Source organism: Thermomonas sp., assembly GCF_020850895.1.
Lineage (GTDB): Bacteria > Pseudomonadota > Gammaproteobacteria > Xanthomonadales > Xanthomonadaceae > Thermomonas.
In genome coordinates this window covers 1-19,401 of record NZ_JADZDS010000064.1, presented here as the reverse complement: position 1 = coordinate 19,401, position 19,401 = coordinate 1, and the positions used below count along the sequence as shown (strand labels likewise).

Below are 19,401 nucleotides of genomic sequence, written 5' to 3'. Positions count from 1 at the left end.
TCCATGCCCACCCAATCCAGCGGACGCTGCAAGGCCGCCGCGTCGAAGGCGACGTCGGGAAGCGGCAGATCGGAAAACGCGTTGCGCATCGCAACATTGTACCGGCTCTGGCTGGCACACCGCGTGACGGCGGTGGAACGCTGCGTTGCCGTCTGCGTGCGTCAACCGCGGGCCGCACGCCAGGCCGTCAGCAACGCACGCCAGCCCGGGATCACCGCGTCCCTGCCGGCGTCCAGTCGTTGCAGGCGCCCACGCACCAGCGCCGCATGGATACGCACAGGTCGGCTGCCGATTGCAAGGTCTGGCTGCTGCAGCAACAACCCCCGCGCACTGGTTTCGCCCGGCGTCCCGCTGGGCGGTTGCCGCAGGGCGCGCTCACCCAGCAACACCCAGGCGGTTGAGGCGGCCGCGGTGGGCGCAGCCGGGTCAAACAGGACCGCAGACACATCCGCGAACGCCTCGGCACAGGGCGCCAACGCTTCGATCGCCGATGCCAAGTCGCCGACCTGCACCCGGCTTGCACCCAACGCAGGCAGCGCCGCCGCCATCGCCGCCCAGGGTGCGGGCACGTTCTGCAGGATCTTGCCGAGGGGATGCCGCCGCGCGCCGCGCGCCCAACCGGCCAATTCTTCCGTCCACCAGCCCAGCTTGGCCGCACCCGGCGTCGGATCGCTGCCACTCCAGGCCGCGTCCGCCAATTCGCCAAGCAAGGCCAGCCAAGCCAGCGCAGGCTGGCGCTGCGCAATCGGCACGAAGACCTCGGCCACCTGCCATTCCGGCCAGCGTCGCCGCCATTTGTGCAGGACATCGTCGAAGGCAGCGGCGTCGGTCATTCGATCATCGTCGTGGTCGGAAAGCACGCAAGCGCGCGTGTACCAAGCGCGTGAGCGGCACGATCAGGAAAATTCAGCAAGCAAATCACCCGCTGTGGCGATCAATGCATCGCCACCCCAGCCGGCAGGATCATCGCCGTCCGGGCGGTAGCCCCACAGCGCCACGATCGAACGCATGCCGGCGGCACGCGCCGCCTCGATATCGCGCTGGTCATCGCCGACATACACGCAGCCGGCAATCGCAACGCCAAGAACCTGAGCCGCATGTTGCAGCGGCAGTGGATCGGGCTTGCGACGCGGGAGGCTGTCGCCACCGATCAGGATCGCGCTGCGATCCGCCCAGCCCAGGCCGTGCACGACTTGTCGCGCCAGGTATTCCGGCTTGTTGGTGACGATGCCCCAGCGGCTTCCGGCCGCTTCGATGGCCTCCAGCAGTTCGGGGACGCCATCGAACAGGCGGGCGTGGCGGCCCAATTCCTGTTCGTACACATCGAGGAATTCGCGGACCAATTCCGCCGGCACCTCGCCACCCAGCTCGGGGAAGGCCGCCGCACTCATCGCCCGCGAGCCTTTCGACACCTGCGGGCGTAGTGCGTCCAGCGCCATCGGCCCCTGTCCACGCGCAGCACGCATGCGGTTGACCGTGGCGAGCATGTCAGGCGCGCTATCGAGCAAGGTGCCGTCGAGATCGAACAACACCAGTGGCGGGCATCGGTTCAACGCAACCGCGGCCATCGTGCCTTGCCCAGTGGAGGCATTCACGCCAGCTGCACCCGCGCGATCCGCTCGCGCCACGACCTGGCATTGGCGAGCACGGCATCCAGATCGATCTCCGTCAGCACGCCCTGGTCAAGCTTGCGCGCGCCTGCGATCCACACATCACTCACCTGCCGTCGACCCGCCGCATACACCAATTGTGAGATGACGTTGTGCAGCGGCTGGGTTTCGGGTGCCGACAAGTCGATGCAGGCGAGGTCGGCGTGCTTGCCGACTTCAATACTGCCGGTGCGATCGCCGAAGCCCATTGCCGTTGCACCGCCAAGCGTGGCCGCACGCAGCGCTTCGAATGCCGGGAACCCGGCCGCGTCATCGGCCACCGCCTTGGCCAGCAGCGCCGCGGTGCGCGTTTCACCGACCATATCGAGGTCGTTGTTGGACGCGCAACCATCGGTGCCGATGGCGAGGTTCACCCCCGCCTGCAACAGCTTGCACACCGGGCTGAAGCCGGAGGCCAGCTTCAGGTTCGACTCCGGGCAATGCACCACGCTGACGCCACGTTCGGCGGCCAAGGCGATCTCGGCATCGGTGAGCTGGGTCATGTGCACCGCGATCAGGCGGTCGTTGAACAGGCCCAGGCGGTCGATGCGGGCGATCGGGCGTTGACCATGCTTTTCGATCGACTGCTGCACTTCCTGCGCGGTTTCGTGCAGGTGCAGGTGGACCGGAATATCGAGCTGGTCGGACAACATCCGGATCCGTTCGAAGCTCGCATCACCCACGGTATACGGCGCGTGCGGGGCGAATGCGGTGGCGACCAGTGCATGGCCTTGCCAGAGATCGTGGACTTCGTTGGCACGGTCGAAATATTCGTCGTCCGAGGCAGCCCAGGCAGTCGGGAAATCGATCACCGGCAAACCCACCAAGGCCCGGAACCCGTGCTTGGCGTAGGTCGCCGCCTGCACGTCGGGGAAGAAATAGTTCTCGTTGCAGCAGGTGGTGCCGCCGCGCAGCATCTCGGCGATCGCGAGCGTCAGCCCGTCGGCCACGAACTCCGGCCCGATCACCGCGCCTTCGATCGGCCAGATGTGCTGCTGCAGCCAGACCTTCAGCGGCAAATCGTCGGCCACCCCGCGCAGCAAGGTCATCGGGTTGTGGACATGGGCGTTGACCAAGCCGGGGATCAAGGCCGCATCCGGTCGCTGCACCGTCTCCCTCGGCTGGAAGCGTGCCCGTGCCTCGGCAATGGGCAGCAGGGCGATGATCTTGCCGGCATCGACGGCGACGGCATGGTCTTCCAGCACCACGCCATGCGGCACCACCGGCACCACCCAGCCAGCTTCGATGAGGAGGTCGCAGGTTTCAAGCGGAACACGTTCGCTCATGACTCTCGCCCTATGCTCTTGATCCACATTGCCCCAAAAAACGGGTACCGATGGAAATTCCTGCGATCTACTCGCCGCGACAAAATCGTTATCGTCATTCCCGCGAAAGCGGGCCGCGTCTGACAGACGAACGTCTGTCCAATCCATGGACATTGTGTTTCTTGGTCAGAATCACGACACGAAAAAGACCAACGTCCTTGGATCCCCGCCTGCGCGGGGATGACGCATCGGCAAAACCGCGCTAAAGCGCGGACCGATGCGTCACTTCACCCGCGAGACGTATTCGCCGCTGCGGGTGTCTACCTTGATGATTTCATCCTGGCCGACGAACAACGGCACCCGCACCACCGCGCCGGTTTCCAGCGTGGCCGGCTTGCCGCCGGTGCCGGCGGTGTCGCCCTTCACGCCCGGATCGGTTTCGACGATCTTCAGCTCGACGAAATTCGGCGGGGTCACCTGGATCGGGTTGCCGTTGAACAGGGTGACGACGCAATCCTCCTCACCCTTCAGCCATTTGGCTGCATCACCGACGCCGGCCTTGTCGGCCTGGACCTGCTCGAAGGACTCCTGATTCATGAAGTGCCAGTATTCGCCATCGGAATACAGGTACTGCATGTCGGTATCCACCACGTCAGCGGCCTCCACCGAATCGGTGGACTTCATGGTGATTTCCTGCACGCGGCCGGTGCGGATCTGGCGATAGCGGACGCGGGTGAACGCCTGGCCCTTGCCGGGCTTGACGTAATCGGTCTCGGTGATGACGGAAGGCTCGTTGTTGACCAGGATCTTCTGTCCGGCCTTCACGTCGTTCATGCCCAGGCTGGCCATGGGGACTCCTTGGGACCGCCCACCGGGCGGCATAGAATGTGGGTTTCAGGGAAGCCGCGGCATTGATGCCGCGTACCGAAGCGGTCGTACATGATACCTGCTGGCCCAAGCCCGTTGCAGCATGAAGCCGCCGCCCGCTGGCAGGCGGCGTGGCGGCAGGCCGTGCGTGACCCACGCGAATTGCTGACACTGCTTGGCCTTGAGGCACAGGCGCAGCGCATTTCCGAGGCCGCTGCCGCGCAGTTCCCGCTGCGGGTGCCGCGCGGATTCATCGCCCGGATGCGCCACGGCGATCCCGACGACCCCCTGTTGCGACAGGTGTTGCCGGTGCTGGACGAGGAGCGCGTCGCCCCCGGCTTCGAGCTCGACGCAGTGGGCGACGGCGCCGCCCGCCGCGGCCACGGCGTCATCCACAAATACAACGGTCGCGCCCTGCTGATCGCCACCGGCAGCTGCGCGGTGAACTGCCGCTACTGCTTCCGCCGCCATTACCCCTATGCCGAGGACACCGCCGCCGCCGCAGGCTGGCGTGGTGCCCTCGACGTGTTGCGGCAGGACCGCTCGATCCACGAGGTGATCCTCTCCGGCGGCGACCCACTCTCGCTGGCCGACCACAAATTGACCGAGCTGAGCGACGCCCTGCGCGACATCCCGCACATCCGCCGCCTGCGCATCCACTCCCGTCTGCCGATCGTGCTGCCCGAACGGGTCGACGCCGGACTGCTGCATTGGCTGCACGGCCTGCCTTGGCCGGTGGTCATCGTCGTCCACGCCAACCACGGCAACGAATTCGATGCCACGGTCGATGCCGCGCTGGCCGGTCTGCGCGATGCCGGGGCGACCCTGCTCAACCAAGCCGTCCTGCTGCGCGGCGTCAATGATTCGGTCGATGCACTCGCCAGTCTTTGCGAGCGCGGCTTCCAGGCCGGCGTGCTGCCCTACTACCTGCACCAGCTCGATCGCGTCGCCGGCGCCGCGCATTTCGAGGTCGACGACCCCCGGGCGCTGGCCTTGCATGTCGAACTCACGTCGCGCCTGCCTGGCTACCTTGTCCCGCGCCTGGTTCGCGAGATCCCCGGCCATCCCAGCAAGTCGCCCCTGTCCCGTGCCTTGGACAGCACGGCACACGCCGTATGATGTAGCCTTGACCCAGGACTTCTTTGCGACCCCCGACGCATGGCCATCTCCAAGGACACCGCACTTCGACTGGTTCTCGTCACCGACCTCGTCAACGAAGCCGAGGCCACGGTCAGCCGTCTGCGCAACGCGGGGATCGCGGTCCGCCCGACCCGCCCCGAATCCTTGGACGAATTGGCCCAGACCTTGGCCCAGCAGCAGCCTGTCGACCTGGTCCTGGCCGATTACACGTCCACCCAAATGCCGTTCGAACAAGTTGCCAAGATGGTCCTGGGTTGCGGCAAGGACGTTCCGCTACTGGCAGTGCTGGACGGGATCACCGACGACATCCTCGAAAACGCGCAGAACCTTGGCGCGCAAGCCGTGGCGCTTCGCGAACGACCGCAACAGTTCCTCAAGAACGTCCAGACCGAATGGCAGGACCTTGATGCGCGTCGATCGCAGCGCCGGCTCGAAGCGCAGATGCGCGAGACCCAGCGCCGCTGCGACATGCTGATCGATTCCTCGCGCGAACCCATCGCCTACATCCACGAAGGCATGCACATCCGCGCCAACCAAGCCTATCTGGAGATGTTCGGATTCGAAACCTTCGAAGACATCGAGGGTATGTCGCTGCTGGACCTGGTTGCACCGGGCGACGTGGACGGGTTCCGCACCCTGCTCAAGGAACTGACCAAGGGCGAACCGCCACCACCGCGCTACGAACTCACCGCGATCGACAACGAAGGCAACGAGTTCCCGGCGGTGATGGAGTTTTCGGCCGCCGAATACCAAGGCGAAGCCTGCCAACAGATCATCTTCCGGCACCAGGCGGTCGAGGTCGACCCGGAGCTCGAGCGCGAGCTGGCGCAGCTGCGCGAACGCGACCAAGCCACCGGATTGCTCAACCGGCAGACGTTCCTGAAGCACCTCGAAGACGCGGTGATCGACGCCGGCAAGAACCAGACCCTGTGTGGATTCCTGCTGTTCGAGCCGGACAACTACCAGCGCACCCTGCAGGGCATCGGGCTGGATAGCGTCGACAACCTGCTCAAGGCGATGGCCGACTGCCTGCACGAGCTGCTGGCCGAGCAGATCGCCGACGGCAGCACCAAGGCCGCGCGCTTTGCCGACCACAGCTTCGCGATCCTCGCGCGCGGCGACCACACCGCCACCAACGACTTGGCTGAACGCGTGCGTGCCGCGTTCGCAGCCAAGGTGTTCGACGTGGGCGTGGGTTCCAGCACGTTCACCATCAGCATCGGTGGCGTTCAGGTCGGCGAGAAGATCGCCAGCGTCAGCCAGGTCCTCGAACGCGCCAGCCTGGCCATGCAGTCCTCGGCGAGCATGGGCGGCAACCGCATCGACATCTTCGACCCGGGCGCTGTCGACCGCGCCGAGGAAGAACGCATCCAAGCCTGGGTCGAGCGGCTGCGCGACGCCTTGGCCAACGACCGTTTCCTGCTCCACTACCGGCCAGTGATCCCGCTGCTTGGCGCGCCAGGGGGCATGTACGAAACCCTCCTGCACCTTGAGTCGGAAGGTGGTGACAACGTCACCAACCTCGGATTCCTGCGGATCGCGGAAGAGCATGGCCTGTCGGGCGAAATCGACCGCTGGGTGATCCAACACGCGATCAAGGTGGCCGCAGGCCGGGCCAAGGGGCCGAAGCCGGTGCGACTGCTGGTCAAACTCACCCAGGCATCCCTGCAGGACGAAAGCCTGCCCAGGTTCATCCAGGAAAGCCTGTCCGCCCACGGCGTCGATGGCTCCTGCCTGATCCTGCAGATCCCGGAATCCAAGGTCTTCATCAACCTCAGTGATGCCCAGCGCCTCTGCGCCGAGATTGGGAAATTCGGCTGCAAGATGGTCCTCGAGCGCTTCGGCGCCGGCATCGACTCGCTGCAATTGCTGTCCCACTTCAAACCCAGCTATATCAAGCTCGATCCCAGCTTCATGGACGACTTGGCAAAGAACGTGCAGAACCAGCAGAAGGTCAACGACCTGACCCACAAGGCTCGCGAGCTTGGCATCCTCGGCATCGCCGATGGCGTCCAGTCCACCGGCACGATGACCGCGCTGTTCTCCAGTGGCATCGACTACGTCGAGGGCGATTTCCTCGCCCAATCGGGGCCGGACCTGAACTACGAATTCGAGAGTTGAGCCGGCGCCCCGTTGCGGCGCGCCCACATGCCAGAGGCACCTCGCCAACGCGGCCGTTTCGCTCCCTCACCGAGCGGCCCACTGCACGCCGGTTCCCTGCTGGCCGCGTTGGGCAGCTGGTTGATCGCACGCCAGGCCGGTGCGGAGTGGCTGCTGCGGATCGAGGACATCGATCCACCGCGGGAGCAACCGGGCGCCGCCGCCGGGCAACTCGCCACCCTTGCGGCATTTGGCCTCCTCCACGACGGTCCGGTGGAATACCAGAGCCGCCGTGAAGCACTCTACCGTGATGCGCTTGGGCACCTGCTCGCACGTGGAAAGGCTTTCGAATGCCACTGCAGCCGCAGGGATCTGGCCGTGGCCGGAGGAATCCACCGTTGCTGCGTGGCAAGGTCGCGACGTGCCGATCCGTCGATCCGATTGCGGGTGGCCGACGGCTGCATGATCGAGTTCGAGGATGCGATCTGCGGGACCATCCGGCAACGGGTCGATCTCGACGTCGGGGATTTCGTGCTGCGGCGTTCCGACGGGTTGTGGGCCTACCAGCTGGCGGTGGTCGTCGACGATGCCGCGCAGGGCATCACCGAGGTCGTGCGCGGCGCCGACCTGCTCGACTCCACCCCGCGCCAGATCCTGCTGCAACGCGCGCTGGCCTTGCCAACGCCACGCCATGCCCACCTGCCACTGCTGCTGGACGAGGATGGACGCAAGCTGTCGAAATCATCCGCGGCGTTGCCGGTCGATGCCAGTGCGCCGCTGGCCACCTTGACCCGGTTGTGGGCTTGCCTGGGCCAAGCGCCGCTTTCCGCCACCGCCAGCGTCGAGGAATTCCTCCAGCAAGCACTCCGGTCATTCGTGCTGGCGCGTGTCCCGGCATCCGTCCTGCCCACCCACGCCGCAGCGCACAACGCCGATTCAGCGATCCGCGCCTAGAATCCCCGTGGATCATCACATCCTCACGAAGGAGCAGGCAAATGACATCCCGAGTTGCATTGGTTACTGGCGGTACCGGCGGCATCGGCACCGCCATCGTCAAGGCTCTGGCCAGCCATGGTCACCGCGTCGCCACCAACTACCGCAACGAGGCCAAGGCCCTGGCATGGCAGGACAAGATGCGCGCCGAGGGATTCGAGGTGGCCATCGTCAAGGGCGATGTCACCTCGCCACAGGAAGCCGAGGCCATGGTGCGTGAAGTCGAGACCAAACTTGGCCCGATCGACATTCTGGTCAACAACGCCGGCATCACCCGCGACGGCACCTTCCACCGCATGAAGGCCGAGCAGTGGTCGGACGTGATCAATACCAACCTCAACTCCTGCTTCAACGTCACCCGCCCGGTGATCGAGGGCATGCGTGAGCGCAAGTGGGGTCGCATCATCCAGATCAGTTCGATCAATGGCTTGAAGGGCCAGTACGGCCAGGCCAACTACGCCGCGGCCAAGGCCGGCATGCACGGCTTCACGATTTCGCTGGCGCGTGAAAACGCCCGCAACGGCGTGACCGTCAACACCATCTCGCCCGGCTACATCGCCACCGACATGGTGATGGCAGTGCCGGAGGAAGTGCGCGCCAAGATCGTCGCCGATATTCCCACGGGCCGGCTCGGAACGCCGGAGGAAATCGCCTACGGCGTCAGCTTCCTCGCCGACGAGCAAGCCGGCTGGATCACCGGTTCCAACCTCGACATCAACGGCGGCCACCACATGGGCTGGTAATGTAGCGACGCCACCCCGAATCCGCCGCGTCCGGGTGGGCGCGGTGGCACCTTTGCCCGTCCATCCCTGACTGTGGAGTCCCCATGTCCAACCCAGATCCCGGCGCCAAGGAATCCACCCAGCCGCAGTCACGCGGCAAGCGCTACCTGTTCCTGCTGATTCTCGGCTTCGTGCTGGGCATGATCGCCACGGTCATGGGCATGCGGGCACTGCAGGCCAGGCAGGATCCGTTCCCGGACGCACTGATGCACGTCCAGGGCTGGCACATGGACCAGCTCGATGCTGCACTGAAGGCCAACAAATGCAGCCCGGACGTCGCTCTGCCGCACCTACAGGCACTGCGGATGACTGCGAACAACCTCGAGGATGCCTTTCCCTCGTCGCGCGACGACGAACGCTTCCGCAACGCCGCCGCCGCCATGCGCGCCGCCGCCGACAAGGCAATCTCCGCGCCGCCGTTGAGCTGCCCGGCACTGGGTGCCACCATGAAATCGATCGGCGAGTCCTGCGGCGGCTGCCACCGGGATTTCCGCGACTGACCGCCTGCGCCGTGGCGCCAGTTGACTGATCGCGTGGACTGGAACGTCGTTCTCTACGCCTTGGCCGCGCTGTTGATGCTGCTCGGCGTAGTGGGCACCGTGCTGCCGGCCCTGCCCGGCGTGCCCTTGGTCTACGCCGGCATGCTGCTGGCTGCTTGGGCCGATGGCTTCCAACGGGTGGGGGCCGCCATGCTGATCCTGCTCGGCACGTTGACCTTGCTATCGGTGGGGCTCGACCTCTGGGCCACGGCGCACGGCGCCGGGCGCGTCGGTGCCAGCCGCTTGGCCATGCTCGGCGCCGCGCTGGGGACGCTGGTCGGTGTGTTCTTCGCACTGCCCGGGCTGATCCTCGGGCCATTCATCGGGGCACTGGCGGGCGAACTCGTGCACCTGCGCAGCACGCGCACCCACGCCTTGGGACAGGCCGCCAAGGTCGGCGTCGGCACGTGGTTCGGTATCCTGTTGGGAATCCTCCTCAAGTTCACACTGTCGTTCACCATGCTTGGCCTGTTCGCGCTGGCCTGGTGGCTTTGACCATGCCCTGGCACGCGTTCCCCTGCCAGCGGACGCCGTCCTCCCATCTGCACCGCATTGCATGACTCTTCCAGTTGCCCCCCTCCACGCATCCTTGTCGGATCGCTTCCAGGCCGCATTCGATCAGGCGCAGGAGAAACTGTTGCACCTGCTGGCAAGCGCACCCCTGCTGATGCTCGCAATCCTGATCGTGCTCGCCTCGATCTGGCTCGGCGGCGTGGCGGCCCGGCGGATGCGCGTGGTCCGTCGCATCAGTCAAAGCAATCCCTACATGGAGGGGCTGGTCCGCAGCACGGTCAAGATCCTGATCGGACTGGCCGGCGTGCTGGTGGCGCTGGACCTGCTGGGCGCCGGATCGTTGCTGGGCGGCGTGCTGGGGTCCGCCGGCGTCGTGGGCCTGATCCTCGGCTTCGCATTCAAGAGCATCGCTGAAAACTACTTCACCGGCGTCCTCCTGAGTATCCGCAAGCCATTTTCCCCGGGCGACAGCGTCCGCATCGACACCTACGAGGGCAAGGTGATCGCGCTAAACTCCCGCGCAACGGTGTTGATGACTTCCGACGGCAGCCACTTGCTGCTTCCCAACGCATTCGTCTTCAATTCGGTCCTGCTCAACTTTTCCCGCAACCCGTTGCGCCGTTTCGAGTTCGAGATGACCGTCGGCCACGCAGCCTCACTGCACACGGCATTGGACTCCGGAACCGCGGCGATCAACGGTATCGAAGGTGTCTTGGACGATCCCGCGCCAGACGGGATCGTCTTTTCGCTCGACAACGACGGCATCAGGCTGCGGTTCAACGGATGGATCGACCAGACCCGGAACGACTTGTCGCGCACCCGCAGCGAAGCGATGCGGCGCGTTCGCCGGACGCTGCGGCAGGCAGGCATCACACTGCCCGAGGCACGCAGCCAGGTCGTGCTCGTGCACAGTGATTCGTCGAACGAATTGCCAGCCGACCAGGGCATCGCACGCGACACCTCGGTCGACCACGCGCTGGACGCCCAAGTCGGACGAGCCCAGCGGAGCGAGGACGGCGGCAACCTGCTCAATCCGCCGCCGCCCGCTTCCTGACCCCCCTTTTCGATCCGCCCCCCCTTCTCATGAGCGAGCATTTGGCGCAGGATGGCACTGGGCCAATCCGGGAAAGGGGACCATGGGAGAGAACGACAGGACATCCGACAACCACGGCGGCTTCAGGGGCGTGCTTAGCGACATCCGCCTGCTCCTGAGCGACATGCTGGGCTTGGGCAAACCCGATGCCGAGAGGCAAATGACCATCGAGGTCTTCTTCGGGATGATGGGGTACGTCGCCAAGACCGATCGCTTGGTCAGCAGCCACGAGTCGAGCGTCGCAAACTCGGTGATGGACGAAATCGAACTGTCGCTGGCCGAGCGTGAAATCGCCTCGATGGCATTCGATCGCGGCATGAGCAGGAACATCAACGCCAAGGCCGAATTGCTGCGGTTCACCGACACCTACAAGACTGGCTCAGAGCAGATCGAACGCCTGTTCGACATCTTGGTCCGACTCTCGGCTTCGGACGGACGATTGGACACGCGCGAGTACGAGGCACTGAAAGACATCGCCAAGAACTTGGGTTTGCCTGCAACCGCTGTCGACAACAAGCTGGCGTTATATACGATCAAGCGCTGATGCCGGGCGGTACCGGGTAGCGCAGGACACCATCCACGAGCATCGCGCCCTGCTGCAGGGCGTGGTGTTTCAGCCTGCCTGCACTCATCAGGTGCACGACGTTCCACCCGCGGGCGCAGACATCATCGGCAATCAGGCGCCGATGGCAGCGCCGCCACACCGCTTCGGCACACATCACCCAGGTGGGTTGCACGCTTGCGATCCGCATCAGTGCTTCGCGCGCTTGCCGGTAGACGCGTTCCGATACTGTCCGCGCCACCGATTTTGTCTTCAGTCAAACCTGATGTTGCAGTGCGGCGTAGAATTGTCAGCAGTACCGCAGGACACTCCCTACCCGCATGGCCCCGCCCTTCGGCACCGAAACGGTGCTCGACGTCCGCCACTGGACCGATTCCTACTTCAGCTTCACCCTCACCCGCGACGACGGCTTCCGTTTCGTCAACGGCCAGTTCGTGATGATCGGGCTGGACGTGGACGGCAAGCCGCTGATGCGCGCGTACTCGATTGCCAGCCCGAATTGGGATGAGCAACTCGAGTTCTTCAGCATCAAGGTGCAAAACGGGCCGCTGACCTCGCGCCTGCAGCACATCCAACCGGGCGATACCGTGCTGGTCGGGCGCAAGCCCACCGGCACCCTGTTGATCTCCGACCTGCATCCGGGCCGCAATCTTTATCTGCTGGGCACCGGCACCGGGCTGGCGCCGTGGCTGTCGATCCTGCAGGACCCGGCCACCTACGAGCGTTTCGAGCAGGTGGTGCTCTGTCACGGTGTACGCGAAGCCAAGGACTTGGCCTACCGCGACTACATCGAACGCGAACTGCCGCGCCACGAATTATTGGGCGATCTGATCCGCGATCGCCTCCATTACTACCCCTGTGTGTCGCGTGAACACTTCATGCATCGCGGCAACGACCACACCGGCCGGATCACGGACCATCTCGAACAGAACCGGATCGCACGGGCCCTCGGCCTCGATCCGCTCGATGCCAGCCACGACCGCGCCATGGTCTGCGGCAGTCCGCAAATGCTGGCGGATTTCCGCCGCATCCTCGACGCCCGCGGCTTCAGTGCCTCGGCGCGGATCGGTGTTGCCGGTGAGTACGTGTTCGAGCGAGCGTTCGTCGAAAAATAGTCCGGATGACATCCGAGCGGCGCTTACCCCAGCGCTTTCTCGATCGCCCCGACCAGTGACTCGGGCTTGTCGGTCGGCGCGTAGCGGGCGATGACCTGACCTTCGCGATCGATCAGGAACTTGGTGAAGTTCCACTTGATCGCGCCGATCCCGAGCAGTCCACCCTTCTGCTGCTTCAGCCACTTCCACAGCGGATGCGCACCGGTGCCGTTGACCTCGACCTTGGCAAACATCGGGAAACTGACGTCATAGGTCAGCGAACAGAACCTGCGGATCTCCTCGGCATCGCCCGGTTCCTGATGGCCGAACTGGTCGCAAGGAAACCCCAACACCACCAGCCCGCGCTGTCGGTAATCCTTCCAGAGCTGCTCTAGGCCGGTGTACTGCGGGGTGAATCCGCATTTGCTGGCCACGTTGACGATCAACAGCGCCTTGCCGCGCCATTGCTCCAGCGGAGATGGTTTCCCCTCCAGTGAAAGCGCGTCGAAATCGAACGCCGTCATCGTCATAGCACCCTCCACGTCAACCCTTGGCAGGTCGACCTTTGCTGCCGTTGGAACAGTGGCTCAAGCGCCCGGAAAACCGCGATGCGCTACTCTAACCGCCTTTGTTGCACTCCAGACCAGCCTCCATGCATCGTTCATCCTCCGGAATCCTCGCCTTTGCGCTCGCCGTCGCCATCGCCGGCAACCCAATGACCATCCAAGCCCAGACCCCCGCCGCCACGACCCCGGCGCCAGCCGCCTACAGTGGCCCGTTTGCCGCCCCCAGCACACTCGACCTGCACTACCCGCAGTTCGACCGGATCAAGGACAGCGACTTCGCCCCCGCCTTCGACGCCGGCATGGCGCAGCAGTTGCGCGAGATCGACGCGATCGCCAACAACCCGGAAGCGCCGAGCTTCCAGAACACCATCGTCGCGATGGAGCGCAGCGGCCGCGTCCTCGACCGTGCCACCAGCGTGTTCTTCAATCTCGTCGGTACGGACAAGAACCCGGCGCGGGCCGCGCTGGAAGTCGAGTACGCGCCGAAGTTCGCCGCCCACCGCGACGCCATCGCGCTCAACCCCGCGCTGTTCGCGCGGATCAAGGCGCTGTACGACGCGCGTGCGAGCCTCGGCCTCGACGCCATTGACCTGCGCCTGCTGGAAAAGCGCTATCAGGACTTCGTGCGCTCCGGTGCGGCGCTGGGCGATGCCCAGAAAGTCCGCATCCGCGCGATCAATACCGAGCTGTCGCAGCTGGGTACCCAGTTCGACCAGAACGTGCTGGATGAAGTCAATGATTCGGCCATCGTGGTCGACAGCCGCGAGCAGCTCGCCGGCATGAGCGACGAGCAGATCGCCGCTGCCGCCGAAGCCGCACGCACGCGCCACCTGACCGGCAAGTACGTGATCGCCCTGACCAATACCACCGGCCAGCCGCCCGAAGCCCAACTGCGCGACCGCGCCCTGCGCGAGCGCCTGCACCGCGCCTCGGTCGCGCGCGGCAGCCGCGGCAATCGGTGGGACAACACCGGCGTGGTGTCGAAGATCCTGAAGCTGCGTGCCGAACGCGCCCGCCTACTGGGATACGACACGTACGCCAATTTCATCCTCGCCGATGAAACAGCCGGCAACCAGGACAACGTCAACCGCATGCTCGGCGCGCTTGCGCCCAAGGCGCTGGCCAACGCCCGCCGCGAAGGTGCTGACCTGCAGGCGATGATCGACAGCGAGCAACGTCAGGCCGGTGCGCCGAGCTTCCAGCTCGAACCCTGGGACTGGGCCTACTACAGCGAGAAGGTGCGCCAGGCCCGCTACAACTTCGATGAAGGCCAGCTCAAGCCCTACTTCGAGATGAAGAACGTGCTGGAAAACGGCGTGTTCTATGCCGCCACCCAGCTCTACGGAATCACCTTCAAGGAACGCACCGACCTGCCGAAATACCATCCGGACACCTGGACCTATGAGGTGTTCGACAAGGACGGCACGCCGCTGGCGATGTTCATCTTCGACCCCTACGCCCGTGCAACCAAGCAAGGCGGCGCGTGGATGAACACCTATGTCGCACAGTCGGGGCTGCTTGGCGAGAAGCCGGTGGTGGCCAACCACCTCAACATCCCCAAGCCCGAGGCCGGCAAGCCGACCCTGATGACCTGGGATGAAGTGACCACGGCCTTCCACGAATTCGGCCACGCCCTGCACGGCTTCTTCCAGAACGTGCGCTACCCGTATTTTTCGATGAACGTGCCGCGCGACTTCGTCGAATACCCCTCGCAGTACAACGAAATGTGGGCCGACTGGCCGCAAGTGCTGGCGCACTATGCGCACCACTACCAGACCGGCGCGCCGATGCCCAAGGAATTGCTGGACAAGGTGATCGCCGCCTCCAAGTTCAACCAGGGCTTTGCCACCACCGAATACCTGGAAGCAGCGATGCTCGACCAGCGCTGGCACCAGCTGCCGCTGGAACAGATCCCGGACGCCACCGGCGTAATGGCCTTCGAAACCAGTGCGCTCAAGGCCGATGGCTTCGACTACGCCCCGGTGCCGCCGCGCTATCGCACGCCCTACTTCAGCCACATCATGGGCGGTTACGCCGCCGGCTATTACGCCTACATCTGGTCGGAAGTGCTGGCGGCCAACACCAGCCAGTGGATCCGCGACAACGGCGGCCTGACCCGCGCCAACGGCGACCAGCTGCGCGCCAAGGTGCTGGCACCGGGCGGCGAGATCGATCCGGCCCGCCTGTTCCCGAACCTTGCCGGGCACGAAGCGAGGATCGAACCCCTGCTGGAACACCGCGGGCTGGAGAGTCACTGAACCCGTCGTCGGGCACGCCACGTGCGTGCCCTGTGCAAGGCCCGCCCACGGCTTGCCCGGGGCGGGCTTTCTTGTCTAGGGCTGCGCTGAACAAGTCCATCCTGGACTTGTCAGCGCGCGCACCGACCGTCCATGGACGGCAGGAAACGCCGACTAACTCAGCGTTGCCCTAGCCTTCAGCCTGCGCGGAACAGCGGGCGATAGGTCGCCGCCACCAGCGGCAGCAAGACGCTCGCCGGAACTTCGACGCTCTGCGCGCCATCCTCGTAGGGCGCGACCTGTTCCGGCGGAAACACGAAACGCAACGAACGAATGCTGCCGTCGGCATTCATCACCGGCTCGAAGCGCGAGAAGTTGCGAACCTCAGGAGCCGTGCCGGCATTGATCAGCGCACTGCCCCGACGCATTCGCGCTGCGCGCTGGTCCGGCGGCACCTCGTCCTCGTCGAGTTGTTGCGATAACTGGGTCATCAGCTGGTCTCGCACGAACGCGGCCACCGGCGCCCAATTGTCTGCCTGCGGGATCAATTGCTCCGCGGCCAGCATCTGCTGCATCTGCGGCAGCCAGACGAAGCGTTCGACCAGGGGCGTGCCGTGCGCGCCGCCGATGTAGCTGCTGCCGTCCACCCCCATCGCCACCACCCGAGGGGTCTCCACCAAGGCAGCAAACGGCAGGCTCAGGTCGAACGGCACCTCCGGCTTCTTCCCATGCAGTCCATCGACCGCCTGCATCAGGCGCGCGCGCGAGGCTTCGGCATAGTCGTGCAGTGCCCGAGCCAGCGGCGGATACTTCGCAGCCGCCTGCGGATAACTGATGCCGATGATGTAGCCCGGCGTGGTTTCAATGGAATCGCGCAGCACGACGGTGTCCGCGGGAGCCGAACTCGCCGTTGCCGCCGGTGCCGTGGCAGGTGTAACCACGGACGCGGGCGGTGGCGTTCCGCGGTTGCATGCCGGCAACAGCGCCGTGGCCAGCACCAGCGCCAGCTTCAACGAGCGGCAACGAAACGGCCGCGTGGGCAAGGCGAAACTCCAGCGCATCGCGATGTCATGAAAGTGCATGCCCGCATTTTCGCACGGTCGCGAAAAAGAAGAAGCCCGGCCGGAGCCGGGCTTCTGATGACGCCATGCGAAGGAAGCTTACGCCGCCTGCACTTCGTCGGCCTGCAGGCCCTTCTGGCCCTGGACGACCTTGAAGGTCACCTTTTGGCCTTCCTGCAGCGAACGGAAGCCGTTGCCGACGATCGAGCGGAAGTGGACGAAGACGTCCGGGCCGGACTCCGGGGTGATGAAGCCAAAGCCCTTGGCGTCGTTGAACCACTTGACGGTACCGGTCTGACGATCGGACATGATTGTTACTCCTGAAACAGTGTGAAATGGAAACACGGACCACCATGGCGGACCGCGACTGTCGAGCAAGGGGTAACGCACACGATGTAGCGGATCGCAGTCGATCTACCGCATCGGGTCACGATGTACCGTGATCCCGCTTGAAACAGTGGGCGAACATTACCCTGTTTTGGGCCGGAAGTGTGCATTTGTGCAGGATTTTTTTCACCCCCGGCCTCTCGGGGCCGGACCTGCCGACGCGCTTCCCGGCGCTGAAATCACCGCTGGAACTGATCCAGGAAATGGTCGAGGACGCGCGGTTGCAGGACGAGAGTGAACAGCACGCCATAGGCCGCCCCCCACAGATGGGCGCTGTGGTTGACGTTATCGCCGCCACGACGGTCCATCCAGACGCTGTAGCCGATGTAAAGCACCGCGAACAGGGACGCCGAAATCGGAATCGGGATCGGGATGATGAACAACCGCATCCACGGGTCGAACAGGATGGCACTGAACAACACCGCCGAGACCCCGCCGGATGCCCCGAGGCTGCGATAGCCGGGGTTGCCGCACTGCGACAGATATGTCGGCAGGATCGAGACCACAACCGCCGACAGGTAGAACCCAGCAAAGCCCAACGGCGTGATCCAGCCCGAGAATTCCGGCTCCACAACGCCGCCAAATGACCACAGCGTGATCATGTTGAACACCAAATGACGCCAGTCGGCGTGCACGAAACCGTAGGTGAGCAGGCGCTCGTACTGGTGTCGGCGCGTGATCGCCGGCGGCCAGAGCAACAGCCGATCCAGCAATGCCCGGTCGCTGAACGCGCGCCACGACACCAGCGCGGTCACCAGCACCAGGATGACGGTTACCGACAGTTGCATGGACCAACCCAGTTACGCTTCCGGAACATCACGCCCATTCGGTCAGCCCTTCGCGTTCGTACAGGGTGCTGAAGCTGGGCCTCGCCTTCATCCGGCGCACCAGCGCTGCCAATTGTGGCCACTCGGTTGCTGGCTTCGCCATGTTGCGCGACCAGCGCATCAGCATGGTCAGGTAGAAATCGGCAACGCTGACGTCACTGCCCAAAAGATACGGTCCATGCGCGCCAAGGTGGTCGTCGATGCGTTGCCACTGCGTGGCGATGCGCGGCGCGCAATGCGCATGCACCGCCTCGGCGTTCGCCTCGCCTGCCGGTTCGGCCGGATACCACCACTGACGGAACAGAGGCTGCACCATGTTGGCGAGGTTGAACATCCACTGCAGGTAGTCGGCACGACGCGGATCCTCGATGGTCGGTGCGAGCCTCGACTGCGGGTGGCGTTCGGCCAGCAGCAACGCCAACGCGGCTGCTTCATGACGAGGCTTGCCATCGAATACCAGGGTCGGCACCACGCCGTTCGGGTTGAGTGCGAGGTAAGCCGGCGACTTCTGCGCCGCGCTCCTGAAATCCACCAGGCACAGTTCGTACTCCAGATCCAACTCGATCAATAGCCAGTGCACGAGGAAGCTTGCGGACCCCGGAGCGTAGTACAGGATTGGACGCATGGCGGGAAGACAGTTGGCGGTGGCGCATTTTTGCATGCTTGCCGGATTGTTTCCCAGCCACGCCCCATGGCTCCGTCCATGCCCTGGCCCCTTGCGGGTGTCCACCAGTCACTCTGGATCGTGCGGGGTATCCCGGCCTCGCCTGCCCTTGGCCTGCCGTACCCTTCCCGGTTCCCGCGGCCACGTTCACGCGCCCGCACCGGTGGATTTGACGTGAACCGCGCTAGCATGGGGGCATGCCTGCCTCAATCGCGAACGCACCACTGCGCACAGCAGCCCTGGACGATGTCACCGCGCTGGTGGAACTGGTGACCCGTTGCTACCGCGGTGATTCCAGCCGCGTCGGTTGGACCACCGAAGCCGACCTGCTCGACGGCGAACGGATCGACCCGGCCCTGCTGCAGGCGGATATCACACGTCCGTTCAGTCGCGTCGTTGTCGCTGAACATGATCAGCACATTCTGGCTTGCGCGCATGTCTGTCGTGATGGTGATGCTGGTTATTTCGGCATGTTCGCGGTGGCACCAAGGCTACAGAACTCCGGACTGGGGACACGGATCCTCGCCGAATGCGAACGCATCGTCGCCAAGGAATGGCAGCTTCCGGTCCTTAGGATGACCGTCATCGAACAACGCCCCGAATTGATCGCCTACTACCTGCGCAGGGGGTATGGCCGCAGCGGCGAATTCCTGCCGTTCCCCTACGGTGATCCGCGCTTCGGCCTGCCCAAGCGCGACGACCTTCGCTTCGTGGTCCTGCACAAGGACCTGCGCACGGAGGCGACGGCATGAGCGGGCGCTGGACATACGTGTGCACGAGCGCCGAGTTGCTGCCGGGCGAACTGCAGGTGGCGTTCGACGAAGTCACCGGCGTGGCGATCGCCGTCTTCAACCTCGACGGCACCCTGTACGCGCTCGAGGATCGCTGTTCGCACGAGGACTTCGAACTGTCTGCCGGGCATTTCGACCCTGCGACCGGTGAGATCGAGTGCGTCCTGCACGGGGCACGCTTCGACATCCAGGACGGCCGGGCGCTGTGTGCCCCGGCCCACGAACCGGTGGTCAAGTTCCCGGTCAAGCTGGAAGACGGCAAGGTGTACGT

22 protein-coding genes are annotated in these 19,401 nt (G+C 64.8%); 12 read left to right on the top strand and 10 right to left on the bottom strand.

From position 1 onward, the window contains the following. Nucleotides 1-161: 161 nt before the first annotated feature. The 4 genes from IT472_RS06135 to efp all read right to left on the bottom strand — a co-directional run bounded on the left by IT472_RS06135 (nucleotide 162) and on the right by efp (nucleotide 3,763). Nucleotides 162-833 carry a phytoene/squalene synthase family protein gene (locus IT472_RS06135; RefSeq protein ID WP_297179907.1) on the bottom strand — a complete coding sequence of 224 codons (672 nt, stop codon included), beginning with the start codon at nucleotides 831-833 and terminating at the stop codon, nucleotides 162-164. A 63-nt stretch (nucleotides 834-896) separates the two neighbouring features. Then, complete coding sequence (gene gph / locus IT472_RS06130; RefSeq protein ID WP_297179913.1) at nucleotides 897-1,568, bottom strand: phosphoglycolate phosphatase; 672 nt, start codon at nucleotides 1,566-1,568, stop codon at nucleotides 897-899. Nucleotides 1,569-1,591: 23 nt separating this feature from the next. Further along, nucleotides 1,592-2,935 (bottom strand): TRZ/ATZ family hydrolase, encoded by a 1,344-nt coding sequence (locus IT472_RS06125; RefSeq protein WP_297179905.1) that lies wholly within the window; start codon nucleotides 2,933-2,935, stop codon nucleotides 1,592-1,594. Between the two features lie 261 nt (nucleotides 2,936-3,196). After that, nucleotides 3,197-3,763, bottom strand: a complete 567-nt coding sequence (gene efp / locus IT472_RS06120; RefSeq protein WP_297179902.1) for an elongation factor P — start codon at nucleotides 3,761-3,763, stop codon at nucleotides 3,197-3,199. 90 nt (nucleotides 3,764-3,853) lie between these two features. On the opposite strand from efp, the gene epmB reads away from it, so the two are divergent. The 8 genes from epmB to IT472_RS06080 all read left to right on the top strand — a co-directional run bounded on the left by epmB (nucleotide 3,854) and on the right by IT472_RS06080 (nucleotide 11,485). Continuing rightward, nucleotides 3,854-4,900 carry an EF-P beta-lysylation protein EpmB gene (gene epmB, locus IT472_RS06115; RefSeq protein WP_297179899.1) on the top strand — a complete coding sequence of 349 codons (1,047 nt, stop codon included), beginning with the start codon at nucleotides 3,854-3,856 and terminating at the stop codon, nucleotides 4,898-4,900. Between the two features lie 39 nt (nucleotides 4,901-4,939). Continuing rightward, nucleotides 4,940-7,042 carry an EAL domain-containing protein gene (locus tag IT472_RS06110; RefSeq protein WP_297179896.1) on the top strand — a complete coding sequence of 701 codons (2,103 nt, stop codon included), beginning with the start codon at nucleotides 4,940-4,942 and terminating at the stop codon, nucleotides 7,040-7,042. A gap of 27 nt (nucleotides 7,043-7,069) precedes the next feature. Beyond that, on the top strand, nucleotides 7,070-7,975 hold the full coding sequence (gluQRS, locus tag IT472_RS06105; protein ID WP_297179893.1) for a tRNA glutamyl-Q(34) synthetase GluQRS: 906 nt from the start codon (nucleotides 7,070-7,072) through the stop codon (nucleotides 7,973-7,975). Nucleotides 7,976-8,016: 41 nt separating this feature from the next. Further along, the gene (gene phbB, locus IT472_RS06100; protein ID WP_297179890.1) at nucleotides 8,017-8,757 is read left to right on the top strand and encodes an acetoacetyl-CoA reductase; all 741 of its coding nucleotides are present in this window, start codon (nucleotides 8,017-8,019) and stop codon (nucleotides 8,755-8,757) included. Nucleotides 8,758-8,840: 83 nt separating this feature from the next. Beyond that, nucleotides 8,841-9,296, top strand: coding sequence for a cytochrome c (locus tag IT472_RS06095; protein ID WP_297179888.1), 456 nt, complete (start codon nucleotides 8,841-8,843; stop codon nucleotides 9,294-9,296). Nucleotides 9,297-9,329: 33 nt separating this feature from the next. After that, nucleotides 9,330-9,830, top strand: a complete 501-nt coding sequence (locus IT472_RS06090; protein ID WP_297179885.1) for a DUF456 domain-containing protein — start codon at nucleotides 9,330-9,332, stop codon at nucleotides 9,828-9,830. Nucleotides 9,831-9,924: 94 nt separating this feature from the next. Then, a complete protein-coding gene (locus IT472_RS06085; RefSeq protein ID WP_297179882.1) occupies nucleotides 9,925-10,902 on the top strand; it encodes a mechanosensitive ion channel family protein in 978 nt (325 codons plus the stop codon). An 82-nt stretch (nucleotides 10,903-10,984) separates the two neighbouring features. After that, nucleotides 10,985-11,485, top strand: coding sequence for a TerB family tellurite resistance protein (locus IT472_RS06080; RefSeq protein ID WP_297179880.1), 501 nt, complete (start codon nucleotides 10,985-10,987; stop codon nucleotides 11,483-11,485). Here the strand turns inward: IT472_RS06080 and IT472_RS06075 are convergent. Beyond that, nucleotides 11,475-11,744, bottom strand: a complete 270-nt coding sequence (locus tag IT472_RS06075) for a DUF488 family protein (RefSeq protein ID WP_297179878.1) — start codon at nucleotides 11,742-11,744, stop codon at nucleotides 11,475-11,477. The two genes, IT472_RS06080 and IT472_RS06075, sit on opposite strands and share 11 nt — an antisense overlap. Before the next feature lie 79 nt (nucleotides 11,745-11,823). On the opposite strand from IT472_RS06075, the gene IT472_RS06070 reads away from it, so the two are divergent. Next, nucleotides 11,824-12,618 carry a ferredoxin--NADP reductase gene (locus tag IT472_RS06070; RefSeq protein WP_297179873.1) on the top strand — a complete coding sequence of 265 codons (795 nt, stop codon included), beginning with the start codon at nucleotides 11,824-11,826 and terminating at the stop codon, nucleotides 12,616-12,618. Nucleotides 12,619-12,641: 23 nt separating this feature from the next. Here IT472_RS06070 and IT472_RS06065 read toward each other — a convergent pair whose 3' ends face one another. After that, nucleotides 12,642-13,127: a glutathione peroxidase gene (locus IT472_RS06065; protein WP_297179869.1), complete on the bottom strand. Its 486-nt coding sequence runs from the start codon at nucleotides 13,125-13,127 to the stop codon at nucleotides 12,642-12,644. A 185-nt stretch (nucleotides 13,128-13,312) separates the two neighbouring features. Between IT472_RS06065 and IT472_RS06060 the strand changes: the two genes are divergently transcribed. Further along, the gene (locus tag IT472_RS06060; RefSeq protein ID WP_297179910.1) at nucleotides 13,313-15,421 is read left to right on the top strand and encodes a M3 family metallopeptidase; all 2,109 of its coding nucleotides are present in this window, start codon (nucleotides 13,313-13,315) and stop codon (nucleotides 15,419-15,421) included. 176 nt (nucleotides 15,422-15,597) lie between these two features. Here IT472_RS06060 and IT472_RS06055 read toward each other — a convergent pair whose 3' ends face one another. From IT472_RS06055 to IT472_RS06040, 4 genes are all read right to left on the bottom strand, one after another. After that, entirely contained in the window at nucleotides 15,598-16,482 is an 885-nt protein-coding gene (locus IT472_RS06055) for a DUF3298 and DUF4163 domain-containing protein (protein ID WP_297179867.1), read from the bottom strand. A gap of 78 nt (nucleotides 16,483-16,560) precedes the next feature. Next, the gene (locus IT472_RS06050; RefSeq protein WP_297179864.1) at nucleotides 16,561-16,770 is read right to left on the bottom strand and encodes a cold-shock protein; all 210 of its coding nucleotides are present in this window, start codon (nucleotides 16,768-16,770) and stop codon (nucleotides 16,561-16,563) included. A gap of 257 nt (nucleotides 16,771-17,027) precedes the next feature. Further along, nucleotides 17,028-17,636, bottom strand: a complete 609-nt coding sequence (locus IT472_RS06045; protein ID WP_297179861.1) for a rhomboid family intramembrane serine protease — start codon at nucleotides 17,634-17,636, stop codon at nucleotides 17,028-17,030. A gap of 28 nt (nucleotides 17,637-17,664) precedes the next feature. Further along, nucleotides 17,665-18,300, bottom strand: a complete 636-nt coding sequence (locus IT472_RS06040) for a glutathione S-transferase family protein (protein WP_297179859.1) — start codon at nucleotides 18,298-18,300, stop codon at nucleotides 17,665-17,667. A gap of 236 nt (nucleotides 18,301-18,536) precedes the next feature. Between IT472_RS06040 and IT472_RS06035 the strand changes: the two genes are divergently transcribed. Together IT472_RS06035 and IT472_RS06030 are read left to right on the top strand one after the other, a co-directional pair. Beyond that, nucleotides 18,537-19,091 (top strand): GNAT family N-acetyltransferase, encoded by a 555-nt coding sequence (locus tag IT472_RS06035; protein ID WP_297179857.1) that lies wholly within the window; start codon nucleotides 18,537-18,539, stop codon nucleotides 19,089-19,091. Next, the coding region (locus IT472_RS06030; protein ID WP_297179854.1) for a non-heme iron oxygenase ferredoxin subunit at nucleotides 19,088-19,401 on the top strand (314 nt) is incomplete at its 3' end. The genes IT472_RS06035 and IT472_RS06030, both read left to right, overlap by 4 nt.

Coding starts and splice junctions, on each gene's coding strand:
- gph (WP_297179913.1), bottom strand. CDS start 1,568: ATGGCCGCGGTTGCGTTGAACCGATGCCCGCCACTGGTGTTGTTCGAT.
- IT472_RS06040 (WP_297179859.1), bottom strand. CDS start 18,300: ATGCGTCCAATCCTGTACTACGCTCCGGGGTCCGCAAGCTTCCTCGTG.
- gluQRS (WP_297179893.1), top strand. CDS start 7,070: ATGCCAGAGGCACCTCGCCAACGCGGCCGTTTCGCTCCCTCACCGAGC.
- IT472_RS06125 (WP_297179905.1), bottom strand. CDS start 2,935: ATGAGCGAACGTGTTCCGCTTGAAACCTGCGACCTCCTCATCGAAGCT.
- IT472_RS06095 (WP_297179888.1), top strand. CDS start 8,841: ATGTCCAACCCAGATCCCGGCGCCAAGGAATCCACCCAGCCGCAGTCA.
- IT472_RS06045 (WP_297179861.1), bottom strand. CDS start 17,636: ATGCAACTGTCGGTAACCGTCATCCTGGTGCTGGTGACCGCGCTGGTG.
- epmB (WP_297179899.1), top strand. CDS start 3,854: ATGATACCTGCTGGCCCAAGCCCGTTGCAGCATGAAGCCGCCGCCCGC.
- IT472_RS06080 (WP_297179880.1), top strand. CDS start 10,985: ATGGGAGAGAACGACAGGACATCCGACAACCACGGCGGCTTCAGGGGC.
- phbB (WP_297179890.1), top strand. CDS start 8,017: ATGACATCCCGAGTTGCATTGGTTACTGGCGGTACCGGCGGCATCGGC.
- IT472_RS06070 (WP_297179873.1), top strand. CDS start 11,824: ATGGCCCCGCCCTTCGGCACCGAAACGGTGCTCGACGTCCGCCACTGG.
- efp (WP_297179902.1), bottom strand. CDS start 3,763: ATGGCCAGCCTGGGCATGAACGACGTGAAGGCCGGACAGAAGATCCTG.
- IT472_RS06065 (WP_297179869.1), bottom strand. CDS start 13,127: ATGACGATGACGGCGTTCGATTTCGACGCGCTTTCACTGGAGGGGAAA.
- IT472_RS06135 (WP_297179907.1), bottom strand. CDS start 833: ATGACCGACGCCGCTGCCTTCGACGATGTCCTGCACAAATGGCGGCGA.
- IT472_RS06055 (WP_297179867.1), bottom strand. CDS start 16,482: ATGCACTTTCATGACATCGCGATGCGCTGGAGTTTCGCCTTGCCCACG.
- IT472_RS06060 (WP_297179910.1), top strand. CDS start 13,313: ATGACCATCCAAGCCCAGACCCCCGCCGCCACGACCCCGGCGCCAGCC.
- IT472_RS06050 (WP_297179864.1), bottom strand. CDS start 16,770: ATGTCCGATCGTCAGACCGGTACCGTCAAGTGGTTCAACGACGCCAAG.
- IT472_RS06110 (WP_297179896.1), top strand. CDS start 4,940: ATGGCCATCTCCAAGGACACCGCACTTCGACTGGTTCTCGTCACCGAC.
- IT472_RS06035 (WP_297179857.1), top strand. CDS start 18,537: ATGCCTGCCTCAATCGCGAACGCACCACTGCGCACAGCAGCCCTGGAC.